Raw genomic sequence first — 16,012 nt, forward strand, 5'->3', positions numbered from 1 at the left:
CTGAAAGCCTGGATCCAGGCTTTCAGGGTTTTTTTTCGTCGCATATGCCGTTTTGCCGGATTAACGGGAGTAGAACTCGACGATCATGGTCTCGTTAATCTCAGACGGCAATTCCGAGCGCTCCGGAAGACGGGTGTAGGTACCTTCCATTTTGTTTTCATCAAAGGTGAGATATTCCGGAAGGTATTGGCGTTCTTCCAAAGCTTCTTTGATGATTTGCAGGTTGCGGCTTTTTTCGCGTACGCCGATGACATCGCCCGGTTTTACTTGGTAAGACGGACGGTCCACTTTTTTCCCGTTGACCAGGATGTGGCCGTGTACCACCAATTGGCGTGCTTGTGCACGGGTACGGGCAAGTCCGAGACGATACACGAGGTTGTCCAAACGGGATTCCAACAGCTTCATGAAGTTTTCCCCGTGGACCCCTTTCATTTTCCCTGCGCGTTTGAACAGATTACGGAATTGCTTTTCATTAACGCCGTACATCAGACGGAGTTTTTGTTTTTCCTGCAATTGCATTCCGTATTCGGAAAGCTTTCTGCGTTGGTTCGGGCCGTGTTGTCCGGGAGCGTACGGGCGTTTTGCCAACTCTTTTCCGGTTCCGGAAAGAGAAATTCCCAGACGACGGCTTAATTTCCAAGTAGGTCCTGTGTAACGTGCCATACTTTTTGGCTCCTTTCATCATTTGCTGGTTTTTCGCAAATGACAGGGTGCTGATTCGCGAATTACCCGCACTTTCCGGATAGCGGCGAAAAGCCGGATACCCACCGGTTCCCGGTGAGGCGAATCAGTGAGGGTGATCCCTTCACCTATCGTTTGCTTGCTATCCTCAAAACCCTTTTTCAGGAACTTTGAGCCATACAAGGAATTATTATAGCCGGTTCCATGCAAAAGTCAATAACAGAAGGGAAAATGGAGGAATGGGACGATCAGACGGGCTTGACACGAATGTAGTGGATCGGCAGGCCGCGGGCGACAAATTTTTCTTCGTATTCAGTGGTGATGTTGTCCGCCTGAAAGGGGCTGTTGTGCAGATCCCGCGTCATTTCGACCGTTTCCCAGCCGTATTCGGCAAATTCCTCCAATGAAAAGTCAAACAGGCTGACACTGTCGGTTTTTAAAATCAAGTCACCGCCGGGAGCCAACACTTTCCGGTAACGTTCCAAAAAGTGATGATGAGTCAAGCGCCTTTTGGTATGCCGCTTTTTCGGCCATGGATCGCTGAAGTGAAGGTACAGGCGGTTGATTTCCCCGTTGCCGAAGACCTCATTTAACCATTCCACATCCATCCAGATGTAATGAAGGTTTTGGTTTTCGGTTTCTTCTCCTTTTCGGACGGCTTTTAACAAAGGCTCCTGAATTTTTTCGACGCCGATCCAGTTTATATCGGGATATTGGGTGGAAGCTTTGGCTAAAAATTGGCCCTTTCCGGTCCCGAGTTCCACGTAAAGGGGGTTGTCGGGATGGGGAAAGCGCGTACGCCACTTGCCTTGCCACTCATTTTTGTTTTCTTCCGTGACCCGGAAAACCATCGGGTGATTGGAAAGAATTTTCGGTGCTTCTGGGTTTCTTCTCAGTCGCATGGTTCTCTCTGATCCTCCATTTAAAATTCCTTTCTATTATAACGATTGACAAGCGGGAAAACAAAGGGTTTCCCTTTTGATGCCCGGTTTTTCCCGGGTGGGTGTATACATAAACGAAGCGGTTTGGATTGGAATAGATAGAAAATAGATCTTCAATGAAGGGAGAAGGATGGATGTATCATTATCCGTATGGATGGATGGGAAATGAAGGATATATTGAGCAGAGAAGGCCTGAACCCCCGGGAAGGCCGGGGAGCCCCGGTCAGCAGCAACCCCCGCAACAACGTCCCTTCGTCGCTCCTCAAACGTTGCGCCAATATGTCGGTCAGGTGATCCGTGTGGTGGTTCGTGATGTATTCCGTTATCCCACCTACGTTTATGTCGCCGATGTGAACCGTTGGGGAGATGCCACCTTGGTTGCTTGTGTTCAAGGGGTCCCCCGGCCGATTGTTGTTTCCTCCAGACAAGTCAGCATCGTGTAACAGGAAAGATCCGTTTTTCCGGGCTTGTGAAGGTGTCGTCCTTCCGGCCCGGATTTTGTTGATATAAATAAAAACATTTAATATGCTAAGATTAAAGCCGGTACCGTGCAAGTTGGGGCGACACTTGGTTGGCATGGATCCGGAGGTCTGTCCGTTTGATTTTGCTATACAATGGGAACAAGGATGGATGATTTTTCGGACTGGTTCGGGGTGTTGATGTGTCAAAAAGATATTTTCTGCTCTTGATGGTTTTCATGGCTTTTGCCTGTGTGGCTTGCCAGGGGTTTCTCTTCGGCATTCAACAAGACCCCACGGATCACTGGGGTTTTTATGAAAAATTGTATCAAGAGGTTCCAAAAATCAAAGATTTGCTTTTGGATGCGGGTGTGCAAACTTACTTGCAAAATCAACCCTATATTTACGGCGGAAGTGATGATGGCCGGTATTTGTCCGTTTTAACTTACATAAAGGAAAAACAAGTGTTTCGGATGGATTTTTACCAATTGGACAGCGGCCGGTGTGTCCAAACCCTTTATTTGCCGGAAAAAAGCAAGCTGGAAACCAAAATGCATTCCAAAGACGGCGATGAGATGGTGGAATATCTGGAAATTGTACAAGAAACGATCGACAAAGGATACCGGATCAACAAGCCGGTGAAACCAGTTTTGTTAGTGACCGGCAACCGGTATATCCTGCAGAAAGAAGCCGGATGGTATGCACGGGCGTATAAGCAGGAAGGCGATTTGTATTTGACGGTTGAAAATGAAAAGGACCAGCGTTGGACGGTTTTCCGGAAAGATTTAAAAGGAATCAAAGAAAATGAAATTTATCCTTATTTGGTGCCTTTGGATGAGAATCATTCCGACTGGGCTTTTGCGGTTGTGCTGAAAGGGGACCGGGCGGAAGAAAACATGATCCGCCGTTTTGATGCCGGCACTTTCCGGCCCTGAACCCCGCACAACCCGCGGATTTGGCACCGACTGGACGGGAGGAAGAGGGATGGAGACCAAAATTCTTTTGATTCGTCATGGGGAAACCTTGTGGAACCGGGAATTTCGCAAGCAAGGGCAACGGGATGTCCCGTTGAGTGATTTGGGCAGGGAGCAGGCTGCCAAGCTGGCCGGCTATCTGAAGGATGAAACGTTCAGTGCCATTTATGCCAGCGACCTGTCCCGCGCCAAAGAGACGGCACAACTGGTGGCCAAACCGCACCGGTTGCCGGTCACGGTCTTTCCGGAATTCAGGGAAAGAAATTTTGGTGAGTGGGAAGGGTTGATGGATGAGGAAGTGAAACGGAAATATCCCGACTGGAAAGAAGTGACTTTAAACGGGGGAAAATACGGTGTGGAAACCGTGAAAGCCATGCAAAAACGATTTTCTGAAAAATGCGAGGAATTGGCCAGGGAACATTTTGGAGGGCAAATTGCGATTGTGGCCCATGGTTTGTGCATCCATATGTTTTTGCATGCGGTGACTGGCGGGGAGTACGGCCCGCAAAGAGAAAAATTGAAAAATACCAGCATGACCCGGCTGATTTATCACCAAAACGGCCGGTGGACGGTGGAAAGTTATAATGAAGTGCCGCATCTTCAATGAGATTATCCGCTAATGGAGGTTGTCCGGCTGTGGAAGCAGAATGCAACGATTTTCAAGAGCTCAGAAAGGAGCTTTTCCGGTTGCGGGAAAGGCAGCAGCTGATTGAAGCGGCTTTTGAGAGCGCCTATGAGGGGATTGTTCTTGTGGATCCCGACGGGAAAATTGTCATGCTGAACGACACGTATGCCAGATTTTTGCAGGTGGATGCCCGGGAAGTTATCGGGCGGCATGTGACCGAAGTGATTGAAAACATACGGATGCACATTGTCGTCCGCACCGGCCGGCCGGAGCTGGCGCAAGTCCAACGGATCCGCGGCGGAGACATGTTGGTTCATCGCATTCCCATCCGTAAAAACAACCGGGTGGTTTCCGCAGTTGGCAAAGTTTTGTTTCAAGATGTGAACAAACTGCACGCCTTGTCCCGCCGGGTCATGCAGTTGAGCAAAGAATTGGACTATTACAGGGGAGAATATTTTAAAAAATTGGGAATCCGATACCGTTTTGATGATATTGCGGGAAAAAGCGAAGCCATGCTCCGGGTAAGGAAATGGCGCGGAAAGTGGCTTGGAGTGATTCCACGGTTTTCATCGGGGGCGAAAGCGGAACCGGAAAAGAAATGTTTGCCCATGCCATCCATTTTGAAAGCCCGAGACGGGGAAAGCCGTTTATTAAAGTCAATTGTGCCGCCATTCCGGAAAGCCTGGTGGAATCGATTTTGTTCGGGTATGAAGAGGGGGCGTTACCGGAGCTTCCCCGGGAGGCAGAAAGGGAAAGTTTCTCCTCGCGGAGGGTGGCATGATTTTTTTGGATGAGATCGGGGAACTTCCTCTCACCATGCAGGCAAAACTGTTGCGCGTGTTGCAGGAAAAAGAAGTGGAGCCGGTGGGATCGGCTCATCCGGTTCCGGTCAATGTCCGGGTGTTGGCAGCCAGCAACCGGGATTTGGAAGAGATGGTCAGGGAAAAGCGGTTCCGGTTGGATTTATTTTACAGGCTTCATGTGATTTCCTTACAGATTCCCCCGTTGCGCAAGCGGAAAGAAGACATCCCGGACCTGGCACAGATCCTGCTCAGGGAATTATCGGCGGATCTGGGGATTTACGCAAGCCGGATCACGCCGGGAGCCATGGGATGCCTGTTGAATTATGACTGGCCCGGAAACGTCCGGGAATTGCGAAATGTCTTGGAGCGGTCGATGCATCTGATGGATGGGGACACATTGGATGTGAAACACTTGCCGTATCACCTGCAGAAAAAACAAGGATGCCATGACGGGAAATTTTCCTTGAAGTCCGCCGTGGCCCGGGCGGAAAAAGAAGCGATCCGGCAAGCATTGAAAGCTGCGAACGGAAACCGGAATTTGGCCATTGGCGATCATGAATACAGCCTCGGAAGTGGGGTTTGGAAATGTGATTGCCGGCTTGCCGGGGTTTCAGTCGATTACCCGTGCCCTGTTGTCGATGGACGTGAATCCCCTTTTTTCCGAGGCATTGTCCATCAACATTCTGGCCGGCATCACCGGGTCCGCATCCGGCGGTATGAGCATTGCCCTCGACATCATGGGGCAAAAGTATCTGGAGCTGGCCGCAAGCATCGGGACGGATCCCGAAGTGTTGCACCGGATCGCTTCCATGTCGGCCGGCGGCATGGACACATTGCCCCATAACGGGGCGGTCATCATCCTTCTGGCGATCTGCGGATTGACGCATCGGGAAGCGTATCCGGACATTTTTGCGATCACGGTGATCAAGACGTTGGTTGTTCCGCTTATGACTTGTTGACCATCGCGACGGGAATTTATTAAAAATTTTTTCAAGAGGAGGATACCGGATGGCGGAAAGAACGGTGATTGTGACAGGCGCTGCCGGAACGATCGGGCGGGCCATTGCCCGGGCGTTTGCCGGAGAAGGAGACTTTGTGGCGGTCTGGGATGTAAAGAAAGAAGCGGCTGAATCGGTGGCGGAAGACATCCAAAATGAAACGGCCGGATCGGCCAAAGGCTATGCGGTGGATGTGACCAGCGAAGAGCAAATCATGCAAAACACCAAGTTGCTTGTGGATGAACGGGGCAGCATCGATGTGATTGTCAATAATGCCGGATTGCAACATATTGATCCGGTGGAGCATTTCCCGCTCGAAAAGTGGAATCATTTGTTGGATGTGATGTTGACCGGTCCGTTTTTGTTGATCAAACATGTGTTGCCGGTGATGAAAAAACAGAAGTACGGGCGGATCATCAATATTTCGTCCGTGCACGGAAAGACCGCTTCCCCCTTTAAAGCGGCCTATATTTCAGCCAAACACGGATTGGTGGGGCTGACCAAAACGGTTGCTTTGGAAACCGCCGATTACGGCATTACCGCCAATGCGATCATGCCCGGCGCCGTGGATACCCCGCTGGTGCAAAATCAACTGGAGAAATTGGCCTCGGAAGAAGGGATCACAAAACAGGAGGCTTTGATGAAACATTTGTTGAACAAACAAGCCGTCAAACGGTTTATCCGCCCGGAAGAAGTGGCTGCTTGTGCGGTTTATCTTGCTTCGGATCCGGCCGGGGCGGTGACCGGAGAGACCATTTCCGTATCGGGCGGATGGTGACAAAATTTCCCCGTCTTAAAAAGGCGGGGATTCTTGCGTCCTGCGGGTGGTTTCGTTAAGATAATAGAAGAAAAATCAAGATATGAACCGAGGAGCAACGATGACGTTAGAAACTTTATACCAAGAACTGCAGGATTTAAATCCCGGTGAAATTGAAACCATACATAAACTGGTTCAAGCTTTGAAACGCACAAGGGTCAGCCCGCTGGCATATATTGAGGAAGTCATGAACTTTCAAGCGACGGGCTACGATGAACAGAAAAATGCGTACATTCACCGCATGTGCATCACAGATGAATTGAAAAACCGCTACAAAATCTTGCATGGCGGCATCACCGCCACTTTTATCGACACGGCCATGGGATCCACCATTTTTCAAATGGAAGGGAAAGATGCCCGGGTCGTGACCCTGGACTTGAATGTTCATTTTTTGGCACCAGGCCAGGAAGGCTGGCTGACTTCCGAAACGCAAGTGATCAAAAAGGGAAAAACGACCATTATTTTGGAAACCAAAGTGTTCGATGAGCGGGAAAAGATGATTGCCACAGCTTCCTCAACCTTTTTCCGTTTGAAGTAGGCGGGGATTTTTATGACAAAACCTTACAAAATCGTGGCAAAAGCGATTATTTTTCATGAAGGCCATGTGTTAATTTTGCGCAAGTCGCTGGAAGAACGCCTGGCCAAAGACACTCACGGTTGGGACTTTCCGGGAGGCGGTTTGGAACCGTGCGAACCGATCATGGATGCGTTGGCCCGGGAAGTGAAGGAAGAAACCGGTTTGGAAGTGAAAGTGGTGGCACCGGCATATATATACGATGAGATCCAGGAAGAAAAGCATTTGATCATTGTTAAATTTGCCTGTGACCAACCCACGGGAGATCTGACTTTAAGTGCAGAGCATGACCTTTACCGTTGGGTTTATCTGGACGAACTGGACGAGGGAGAATATCCGGGATGGATGAAAGAAGAGATCCGCCGGGCTTATCGGATTTACACCGATTTTCGCGGTCTTTGAATCTTGGAACAAGAACAGAGAAGTCCTCTGGTTGTGAAACCGGGGGATTTTTTTGGGATGGGAGGAAACGGACATGCTTCGTGTCAATCTTCGTTTGGCCATGTTTTTTGTGTTCTGTGGCGTTTGTGGCGTGTTGTTGGCAGGATGCGCGGATCAGCCGGAAATGGGAACGGGCACGGTGGTTGGAAACGAAAAGAAAGTGATGATGCTGGAAGAAACCCATCTGCTCGAACTCCGGGAAGATGAACAAAAGATTTATGATCAGTATAAGAGCAAACCGGTGGAAGATTTGAAACAGATCGATCCCATTGTTGCGGCCAAGCTGTATCTCCACGCCGTTTTGAACCATGATGAAGAGATGGAGGAATTGTTGTCTGTCAATAAAAAGCCCGGGGACCACCAGAAACTGATCCAAAAGGTGAACAGTATGAAACGGGTGTTGACCGGAGTGACAAAAGTGAAGTTTGTCCAACTCGATGACCATACGGGTTACGTCGAGTATCCGCTGATGGGCGAAGATGCCAGCCGGTTTCAAATGGTGAAAAATGAACAGGGAATATGGAAAGTGGATACAAGCAGTTTGATTGAATCCTCTTGATTTGTTCCCGGAATCTTGCAGCCACCCTGCGTTACGGGTGGTTTTTTTATTGATCTTTATGAAATCTAACATTATAAATATAAAGTTTTATGGTTTAAAAATGCAATAGAACGGGAAATACATAACGCATATCGGGAATAAGGTTTGGATTTTTTATCTGTTGTATTGAAAAAAGGAGGTTTTTGTGATCCGTTTCCGTTGGTTTTCTTTTTTGGGCATGGTTTTTTGTTTTCTGTTTTTCACTGCTTGTGTGCCGGACCGCCCCGAAGGCCGGTTTACTTTGGAAGAAGGAACGTTTACCTTTGCGATGAGCGGTCTGTATAAACCGTTCAACTATCATGACACCCGACAGGGAGGAGAATTGACCGGATTTGATGTGGAGATCGGGAAGGCATTGGCCAAAGAAATGGGATTGAAACCCAATCCGGTTGCCACGCCTTGGGAAACCATCATTGCCGGTTTGCAAATGAGAAAATATGATGCCATCATCGGCAGCATGGGGATTACCGAGAAGCGAAAACAAGCTGTTGATTTTACGATCCCTTATTACCGTTCGGGTGCGCAAATATTTGTGTCCGCTGAGAACACGTCCATTCGTTCGGCGGATGATTTGAAAGGAAAAATCATCGGGGTGATGAAGGCGTCCACTTTTAAAGAGGTGGCATCCGGCTACAGTTCCGATCTCGTGGAATACACCAGCGACATCACCGCTTTGCAGGATTTGCCGACCGGGCGTCTGGATGCCGTCATTACCGATCAGGCCGTCGGGTTGTATGCGATGAACCGGATGAATTTCCCGATCAAAGATGTCGGTGAGCCGCTGACACAAGACGAGATGGCCATTGCCGTGCATAAAGGGGATAAAGAATTGCAGCAAAAGTTAAATCAGGCTCTTGAAAAGATCATCCGGGACGGGACGTATGACCGGATCAGTCACAAGTATTTTAATCGGAATCTTCTGGAAAATGAATGAAATAGATGTGAAGGGGTGACTTTCAACAGAAACATGGAGATCATGGAAATTTTCCAAGTGACGTTTGCTGGCTTTACCAAAGCCGCTTGGCAAACCGTTCAGTTAACGTTTTGGTCCTTGCTTTTGGGAACGGCGATTGGCTTGGTGTTTGCATTTTTCAAAATTTCCCGCAATGCCGTTTTAAATGGAATTGCAACGGTTTATATCACGGTGATTCGCGGGACGCCGCTGATTGTGCAGATTTTTGCCATTTACTTCGGCTTGGCGCAACTCGTGGTGTTGGATTCGTTCACGGCCGGGGTGTATGCGCTGGCCATCCATGCCGGAGCCTATATTGCGGAAATTTTCCGCGGCGCGATTCAATCCATCGACAAAGGACAGATGGAAGCGTCCCGTTCCCTTGGCATGACTTATCCGATGGCCATGCGCCGGATTATTTTGCCGCAGGCTTTTCGCCGTTCCATTCCTTCCTTGGGGAACCAGTTTATCATCGGGTTGAAAGATTCTTCCCTGGTGGCTTATATCGGCGGAACCGAGTTGTGGGCCACGGCTTTGGGAGCGGCGGCGGATAATTTTAAGCAGTTTGAGACTTATTTGATTAACGGGTTTTATTATTTGGCATTGGTTTTGATTTTTACATTTCTGCTGCAGTGGGTGGAGAAGCATTTGGATGTGGAACAAAGGAGTGTCCGTGCTTGATTCAGGTGAAAAAGTTGAACAAGTCGTTCGGAGGAGTGCAGGTGTTGAAGGATGTCAATTTTAAAGTGGAAGAAAGCGAGGTGGTTGTTTTCATCGGGGCCAGTGGTTCGGGAAAGAGCACATTGCTCCGTTGCCTGAATTTTTTGGAGAAACCGGACGGAGGCGAAATTTGGTTCAAGGGAAAAAAAGTGGAGCCGAAAAAAAAGAATCTGAACCGGATTCGCCAGGAAGTCGGCATGGTTTTTCAGCATTTTCACCTTTTCCCGCATCGGACAGTTCTTCAAAATCTGATGGAGGCCCCGGTTCATGTGAAAAAAGTTCCCAAAGAAGAGGCCGAGCGTTTGGGACTGAAAATGTTGGACAAAGTCGGGTTGCGCGAAAAAGCCCATGTCTATCCTTACGCTTTATCCGGCGGACAAAAACAGCGGGTGGCGATTGCGCGGGCCTTGGCGATGCAGCCGAAAGTCATGCTGTTTGACGAACCGACTTCCGCCCTGGATCCCGAATTGGTGGGGGAAGTGTTGACCGTGATGAAAGAACTGGCTCAAGACGGGATGACGATGGTGATTGTCACCCATGAAATGGGATTTGCCCGTGAAGTGGCCGATCAGGTGATGTTCTTGGATCAAGGGGTGATTGTGGAATCGGGACCGCCGGAACAAATTTTTGAATCCCCGAAAGAAGAAAGGACCCGGCAGTTTTTAAGCCAGGTTTACAATTGAACGGGAAAGGTTTGAAAACCCCGGGTTGGAGACAACACCGGGGTTTTTCAGTTTGCAAGGAGCGGACTCCAGTCCGTTTTTTGGATTATGATTTCGGCGTACTTTTCCAGCTGGGCCAGATCTTCCTCATCAAAACGGGCTTCCTTCGGGCTGTCAATATCCAAGACGCCGATGATTTTTCCGTTTACCGACAAAGGGATGACGATTTCGGAACGGCTGTCGGCGTCACAAGCGATATGTCCGGCAAACTCCAGGACGTTTTTCACCAGTTGCGGCCGCTCCTCTTTGACAGCGGTTCCGCATACGCCTTTTCCGACGGGGATCCGGACACAAGCCGGTTTGCCCATGAAAGGACCCAAGACCAATTCGCCGTCTTTCATCAGGTAAAAGCCGGCCCAGTTAATGTCAGACAAGGAATGAAATAAATGTGAGGCGGCATTGGATAAATTCGGAAGCCAGAAGGTTTCTCCTTCCAACAGGGCGGACAGTTGTTGTTGCATGGATTCATAACGCGTGGTTTTGTCTCCTTTCACTTCTTCAAAAGCAAACATTGAATGCCCTCCATTTCTCCGGTCGTGATCGGTGAGACCGGGTGATTTCATGTTTTCGCAGGTATGGTTCCCATTGTACACCGGACCGGCGGGGATGAAAAGATTGTACGCTTTGGGCAAAGAAGTGTTAGAATATAAAAATGACAAGAAACAGATGCAACACAATCGACATTGAACCATAAAGGGGATGAAGAAATGCGTGATTCACGTGTTTTGAAATTGGCCGAAATTTTGGTGAACCATTCTTGCAAAGTCCAACCGGGGGAAAAAGTCCTGATTGATGTATTCGGCAATGAACGGGAACTGGCCCGTGCATTGATTGAGGAGGTTTATAAAGCGGGCGGGCATCCGTACGTGCAGCTCAACGACCAGATGATCACCCGTGCGCTTTTAATGGGAACTTCTGAAGAACATATGGAAACGTTAACATACCATGCGCTCGAACAGATGAAATCCATGGATTGTTACATCGGGATCCGGGGCAATGACAATGTGAGTGAGCTGAGTGATGTTCCCGAAGAAAAAATGAGATTGTACATGAGCCTGTTTAATCACCGGGTACATAGCGAGCAACGGGTGAAACACACGAAATGGGTGGTTCTCCGTTATCCCAACGCGTCCATGGCACAGCTGGCCAACATGAGTACGGAGGCTTTTGAGGATTACTATTTCCGTGTATGCAATGTGGATTATGAACAAATGTCCAAAGCCATGGATCCGCTGGTGAAACGAATGGAGCAAACGGACGAAGTGCGGATTGTGGGCCCGGGAACGGACCTCACCTTCTCCATCAAAGGAATTCCGGTGGTCAAATGTGCAGGGGAAATGAATATTCCCGACGGGGAAGTGTTCACCGCTCCGGTCCGCGATTCGATCAATGGCGTGATTACGTTCAACACCCCGTCGGTATATCAGGGAGTCACCTTTGAAAACATTTCCTTTGAGCTCAAAGACGGTAAAATTGTGAAAGCGACCGCCAATGACACCGAGCGGTTAAACCAAATTTTGGACACCGATGAAGGAGCCCGCTATGCCGGGGAATGGAGTTTGGGTTTGAATCCGCATATCCATCATCCGATGAAGGACACCTTGTTTGACGAAAAAATCAACGGAAGTTTCCATTTTACTCCGGGACGGGCTTACGATGAAGCGGATAACGGCAACCGCTCGGCCATTCACTGGGATCTTGTTTTGATTCAACGGCCGGAATACGGCGGCGGAGAAATTTATTTTGACGGCGAACTGATTCGCAAAGACGGGCTCTTTGTAGTGGACGATTTGACTCCGCTCAATCCGGAAAATCTAAAATAAACAAAATGGATCAAAGAGAGGGGCAAAAAAATGTTCTTTTGGAAGAAAAAAAAGAAAAGCATTGAAGTTTATTCCCCGATGAACGGACGGTTTGTATCATTGGATGAAGTGCCGGACCAAGTTTTTTCCCAAGGAATGATGGGAGAAGGATTTGCGGTGGATCCGGTTGGCGGGGAAGTGGTTTCCCCGGTCGATGGCAAAGTAATTCATGTTTTCCCGACAAAGCATGCCATCGGTTTAAAAACAGCGGATGGCCTGGAAATTCTGGTCCACATCGGCATTGACACAGTGGAGTTGAACGGTGAAGGATTTGAAACCTTTGTCAGCGAAGGCGATTCGGTCAAAGTTGGGCAAAAATTGTTAAAGGTGGATGTGGATTTCTTGAAGGGGAAAGGAAAATCGCCGGTTTCGCCGGTGGTTTTTCCTCAGTCAGCCGAATGGAAGATTGAATTTAAAGAGCAAGAAGATTTAAAAGCAGGAGAAACCCATGTTGCAAGCGTAGAAAAAAAATAAAGAGAATCAGCGGCCAAGAGGAAGAGGCTTCCTTCTCATTTAGTCAGATGGAAGGGGAAGCCTCTTTTTTCTAAAAGCTCAAGGGGGAATGAATCATGAATTTTCCGGAAGAACAAGTTTTAACCACCCTGGTGGAATTGATGCAAATTCAAAGTCCTTCCGGCCATACCGACCATGCGATTGAATATGTCACCCGCCGGTTGACCAAGGCGGGAATGCAGCCGGTGTTCACCAACAAAGGAGGGGTGCTTGTCACCATCAAGGGAGAAAACGACACCCAACACCGGTTTGTGACAGCCCATGTGGACACGTTGGGTGCCATGGTGAAAGAGATCAAGGAAGACGGGCGCTTAAAATTGAGCAAAATCGGCGGGTTTGGTTGGTTTTCCGTGGACGGGGCCTATTGCTTTGTGGAGACGAGAAAAGGAAAGGTGTTTACCGGAACCATCCTCGCTTCCCATACGTCGGTTCATGTTTATCATGATGCCGAAAAACAAGAACGCTCCGATGAGAACATGGAAGTCCGGCTGGATGTGCGGGCCGGCTCCCGGGAAGAGATTGAGGCGCTTGGCATCCGGGTGGGGGACTTTGTTTCATTTGACCCGTCCGTTGTCCAAACGGATACCGGTTTTGTCAAAGCCCGCCATCTGGATGACAAAGCCAGTGTGGCCGTCATGCTGGAGCTTTTAAAACATTTGAAAGAATCCGGGGCGAAACTGCCTTATACCACCCATTTTTATTTCAGCAACTTCGAAGAAGTGGGCTTTGGGGCGAATGCCGGGATCCCGGTCCCTGTTTGCGAATACGTGTCGGTTGACATGGGGGCGACCGGGGAAGGGCAGGCATCGGATGAATTTAGCGTGTCCATTTGTGCCAAAGACGGTTCGGGCCCTTATCATTACGGGTTGACCAATCATTTGATCCGGCTGGCCGAGGAGCATCACATTGCTTATCAAGTGGACATTTATCCGCATTATGCTTCTGATGCCAGTGCCGCCGTCCGGGCAGGGTATGATGTGAAGCATGCCTTGATCGGCCCGGGGGTGGATGCTTCTCATGCTTATGAACGGACGCATCGGGATGCTTTGGAAAACACATATCTGCTTTTGTATCATTATTTGCTTTCAAACATGGCGTGAACCGGGTTTGTGAGCCGTGGGCCGTGCGGTTTTCTCAGGACAGCTTGTTTTTGAAACGGGATCATATTTGCAAGTAAAGGAGAGAGAAAAGGTGGATCTCAGGAAGGAACTGGACAGGATTCTCCGGGACGGCAACGATGAGGAAAGGGAAATTTTATCTTTGGCTGTACAGGCCATCCGGCAAAAAAGGGATCGTGACAGTGCCTATTTGTCCGGTTTTATGGGGTTGAAGGGTGAATTCATCGGTGAGGATGAGTATCAGTTTTCCGTTCCGATCACTCCGTTCATGTTGAATAAAGCCGGCATTGTCCATGGAGGCATCACGGCTACACTGGCCGATTCAACGATGGGATCATTGATCAACCGGCGGCTGTCGGACAAATACCAGGGAGCCGTGACGGCCGAAATGAAAATCAATTATTTGTCGCCGGGAACGGGCGAACGGATCATTTCCAGAGCCAAATTGCTGAAGATGGGAAGCCATTTGGCAACCGCCACTTGTGAGATCAAGAATGAGAAAAATCAATTGATCGCGCATGCATCGGGAACCTTTTTCATGATTCGAAAATAAGAAGAAACTTTTTGGCGGTACGGAAGAGGGATGGACGACGGCGGATGTTTAAAAGAGCCATACCGCCATTTCCGGTGATGTGATAAAACAGAAGAACGAGGGGGCCGAAAAAAGGCCTCCTCGTTCGTTTTCCTGAGGGAATTGAGCGGGCGGGTCATTCCACCACTTCGAGATGCGTCAGATAATCGACCGGCTGATCCTTGTTGCTGCCGTCTGCCAAATACAGAAGCGCCGGACCTCCTTCCCGGATTGGTTTGTTGTCTTTGGCAAAGCACAAATAAGCTTTTTTCGCTTCTTCCATGGAAATGACAACATCTTCGCCCTGACGGCGGCGACAAATCAACTTGGTGGCTTTTTCGGAAGGCTCGGCATTGGCCAGAAACGGGGCCAATTCGACAGCCAGCCCGCTCACTCCGTCCAGACGCTCCTCAAGAGGGAAACGGCGCTCATCAAAAATCCAAATGGTTGGATCCAGATGAATGGTATATTTTACATCTCCGGTTACTTGAATGACGGAATTCATCATGATCACCCAAACGAATTGAATTTTATAACGTTTTCATTATATCGAAGATGGAGCGGAGAATAAAATAACAAATGCTGAATCGGACATGATAATTCATAAAAGAACTTCGGAAAGAAGGAAGCCGATATGCAAAAATTACTGGAGCGTTTGATTGAAAAACATCTGCCCACAACCCGGTATGGCAAGTGTGCCGAATATATTCCCGTATTGGCCGGGCAGGATCCGTCCCAGCTGGGGATCACCGTTGTCACAAAGGACCAAAAAGTGTATCAGGCCGGACGGTTTCCGAAACGCTTCACGCTGCAAAGCATCTCCAAGGTGATTGCATTGATGCTCGCGGTAATGGATAACGGGGACCGCAAAGTTTTTTCCAAAGTGGGAATGGAGCCCACCGGCGATCCTTTTAATTCCATATATAACATGGAAATGATGAAGTTGAAAAAGCCGTTAAATCCGATGATCAATGCCGGGGCGTTGGTGGTGACCTCCCTGATCAAAGGGAGAACGGCACGGGAAAAGACGGGGCGGATCATCCGGCTGATCGAGGAAATGACAGGAAGCAAAGGAATTGAAGTGGATGAAGAAGTTTTTCGTTCCGAATATGAATCGGCGCACAGGAACCGGGCACTGGCCCACTTGTTGAAAGAACTCAACCTGATCGACCGGGTGGAGGAAACATTGGAAGCCTATTTGCTTCAATGCTCGATTCAGGTTACCTGTGAAGACCTGGCCAAAATCGGATTATGCCTGGCCCGGTACGGACAAACCTTTGACAACCGGATGGTGGTTCCGGTCTATGTTTCCCGGATGGCGAAAACCTTTATGGTGACATGCGGCATGTACAATGAGTCCGGGGAATTTGCCATCAAAGTGGGAATACCGGCAAAAAGCGGGGTCTCGGGAGGCATTATGGCTTCCGTGCCGATGGAAATGGGAATCGGAGTGTTCGGTCCGGCCCTGAACGAAAAGGGAAACAGCATCGGGGGGGTTGCGTTATTGGAAGATCTTTCGAGGGAATTGGATTTAAGTATTTTCTAATAACGGGATTCGGTATTTTACAAACGGAGGGGGTCATGATACACTAACTTTAACGCAGGGAATACGGGCCGTTTTAAGCAAACCAATTGCAATGACGG

At 49.0% G+C, this 16,012-nt stretch carries 19 protein-coding genes and 3 pseudogenes; 18 read left to right on the forward strand and 4 right to left on the reverse strand.

Going from position 1 to position 16,012, the window contains the following annotated elements; all coding sequences use genetic code 11:
- Positions 1-60: 60 nt before the first annotated feature.
- Both rpsD and trmB read right to left on the reverse strand, forming a co-directional pair.
- The gene (rpsD, locus tag FA954_RS04120; protein WP_037995641.1) at positions 61-663 is read right to left on the reverse strand and encodes a 30S ribosomal protein S4; all 603 of its coding nucleotides are present in this window, start codon (positions 661-663) and stop codon (positions 61-63) included.
- Positions 664-929: 266 nt separating this feature from the next.
- Positions 930-1,583, reverse strand: a complete 654-nt coding sequence (trmB, locus tag FA954_RS04125; RefSeq protein WP_138614886.1) for a tRNA (guanosine(46)-N7)-methyltransferase TrmB — start codon at positions 1,581-1,583, stop codon at positions 930-932.
- Between the two features lie 173 nt (positions 1,584-1,756).
- Between trmB and FA954_RS04130 the strand changes: the two genes are divergently transcribed.
- From FA954_RS04130 to FA954_RS04190, 13 genes and pseudogenes are all read left to right on the forward strand, one after another.
- The gene (locus FA954_RS04130) at positions 1,757-2,065 is read left to right on the forward strand and encodes a hypothetical protein (protein WP_037995637.1); all 309 of its coding nucleotides are present in this window, start codon (positions 1,757-1,759) and stop codon (positions 2,063-2,065) included.
- Between the two features lie 218 nt (positions 2,066-2,283).
- Positions 2,284-3,015, forward strand: coding sequence for a hypothetical protein (locus FA954_RS04135; protein WP_037995635.1), 732 nt, complete (start codon positions 2,284-2,286; stop codon positions 3,013-3,015).
- 49 nt (positions 3,016-3,064) lie between these two features.
- Complete coding sequence (locus tag FA954_RS04140) at positions 3,065-3,661, forward strand: histidine phosphatase family protein (RefSeq protein WP_049720463.1); 597 nt, start codon at positions 3,065-3,067, stop codon at positions 3,659-3,661.
- A pseudogene (locus FA954_RS13850) lies at positions 3,658-4,002 on the forward strand (PAS domain-containing protein); the annotation flags it as partial. The gene FA954_RS04140 and the pseudogene FA954_RS13850, both read left to right, overlap by 4 nt.
- Positions 4,003-4,208: 206 nt before the next feature.
- Positions 4,209-4,864, forward strand: a pseudogene (locus FA954_RS14155) (sigma-54 interaction domain-containing protein); the annotation flags it as partial.
- 163 nt (positions 4,865-5,027) lie between these two features.
- Positions 5,028-5,441: pseudogene (locus FA954_RS13860) on the forward strand (GntP family permease); the annotation flags it as partial.
- 49 nt (positions 5,442-5,490) lie between these two features.
- A complete protein-coding gene (locus tag FA954_RS04160) occupies positions 5,491-6,258 on the forward strand; it encodes a 3-hydroxybutyrate dehydrogenase (protein WP_062843098.1) in 768 nt (255 codons plus the stop codon).
- 100 nt (positions 6,259-6,358) lie between these two features.
- Positions 6,359-6,835, forward strand: a complete 477-nt coding sequence (locus tag FA954_RS04165; RefSeq protein WP_049720458.1) for a PaaI family thioesterase — start codon at positions 6,359-6,361, stop codon at positions 6,833-6,835.
- Between the two features lie 12 nt (positions 6,836-6,847).
- Entirely contained in the window at positions 6,848-7,273 is a 426-nt protein-coding gene (locus FA954_RS04170) for an NUDIX hydrolase (RefSeq protein ID WP_062843099.1), read from the forward strand.
- A gap of 73 nt (positions 7,274-7,346) precedes the next feature.
- Positions 7,347-7,871: a hypothetical protein gene (locus FA954_RS04175; protein WP_049720456.1), complete on the forward strand. Its 525-nt coding sequence runs from the start codon at positions 7,347-7,349 to the stop codon at positions 7,869-7,871.
- A gap of 187 nt (positions 7,872-8,058) precedes the next feature.
- Complete coding sequence (locus tag FA954_RS04180; RefSeq protein ID WP_369792452.1) at positions 8,059-8,844, forward strand: ABC transporter substrate-binding protein; 786 nt, start codon at positions 8,059-8,061, stop codon at positions 8,842-8,844.
- Positions 8,845-8,883: 39 nt separating this feature from the next.
- Positions 8,884-9,543 carry an amino acid ABC transporter permease gene (locus tag FA954_RS04185; RefSeq protein ID WP_052186703.1) on the forward strand — a complete coding sequence of 220 codons (660 nt, stop codon included), beginning with the start codon at positions 8,884-8,886 and terminating at the stop codon, positions 9,541-9,543.
- Positions 9,540-10,265, forward strand: a complete 726-nt coding sequence (locus FA954_RS04190) for an amino acid ABC transporter ATP-binding protein (protein ID WP_037995623.1) — start codon at positions 9,540-9,542, stop codon at positions 10,263-10,265. The genes FA954_RS04185 and FA954_RS04190 overlap by 4 nt, the downstream gene beginning before the upstream one ends.
- Positions 10,266-10,312: 47 nt before the next feature.
- Here FA954_RS04190 and FA954_RS04195 read toward each other — a convergent pair whose 3' ends face one another.
- Positions 10,313-10,816 (reverse strand): GAF domain-containing protein, encoded by a 504-nt coding sequence (locus FA954_RS04195; protein ID WP_037995621.1) that lies wholly within the window; start codon positions 10,814-10,816, stop codon positions 10,313-10,315.
- 195 nt (positions 10,817-11,011) lie between these two features.
- Here FA954_RS04195 and FA954_RS04200 point away from each other — a divergent pair, with 195 nt between their 5' ends.
- The 4 genes from FA954_RS04200 to FA954_RS04215 all read left to right on the forward strand — a co-directional run bounded on the left by FA954_RS04200 (position 11,012) and on the right by FA954_RS04215 (position 14,350).
- Positions 11,012-12,127: an aminopeptidase gene (locus FA954_RS04200; protein ID WP_062843100.1), complete on the forward strand. Its 1,116-nt coding sequence runs from the start codon at positions 11,012-11,014 to the stop codon at positions 12,125-12,127.
- Between the two features lie 30 nt (positions 12,128-12,157).
- The gene (locus tag FA954_RS04205) at positions 12,158-12,640 is read left to right on the forward strand and encodes a PTS sugar transporter subunit IIA (protein ID WP_037995616.1); all 483 of its coding nucleotides are present in this window, start codon (positions 12,158-12,160) and stop codon (positions 12,638-12,640) included.
- Between the two features lie 95 nt (positions 12,641-12,735).
- Positions 12,736-13,779, forward strand: a complete 1,044-nt coding sequence (locus tag FA954_RS04210; RefSeq protein ID WP_062843101.1) for a M42 family metallopeptidase — start codon at positions 12,736-12,738, stop codon at positions 13,777-13,779.
- A gap of 91 nt (positions 13,780-13,870) precedes the next feature.
- Entirely contained in the window at positions 13,871-14,350 is a 480-nt protein-coding gene (locus FA954_RS04215; protein ID WP_037995611.1) for a PaaI family thioesterase, read from the forward strand.
- A gap of 154 nt (positions 14,351-14,504) precedes the next feature.
- On the opposite strand, the gene FA954_RS04220 is transcribed toward FA954_RS04215, so the two are convergent.
- A complete protein-coding gene (locus FA954_RS04220; RefSeq protein WP_037995608.1) occupies positions 14,505-14,873 on the reverse strand; it encodes a hypothetical protein in 369 nt (122 codons plus the stop codon).
- Positions 14,874-15,002: 129 nt separating this feature from the next.
- Between FA954_RS04220 and glsA the strand changes: the two genes are divergently transcribed.
- Positions 15,003-15,914: a glutaminase A gene (gene glsA / locus FA954_RS04225; RefSeq protein WP_037995606.1), complete on the forward strand. Its 912-nt coding sequence runs from the start codon at positions 15,003-15,005 to the stop codon at positions 15,912-15,914.
- Positions 15,915-16,012: the final 98 nt, after the last annotated feature.

This window comes from Thermoactinomyces vulgaris, assembly GCF_005886755.1.
Lineage (GTDB): Bacteria > Bacillota > Bacilli > Thermoactinomycetales > Thermoactinomycetaceae > Thermoactinomyces > Thermoactinomyces vulgaris.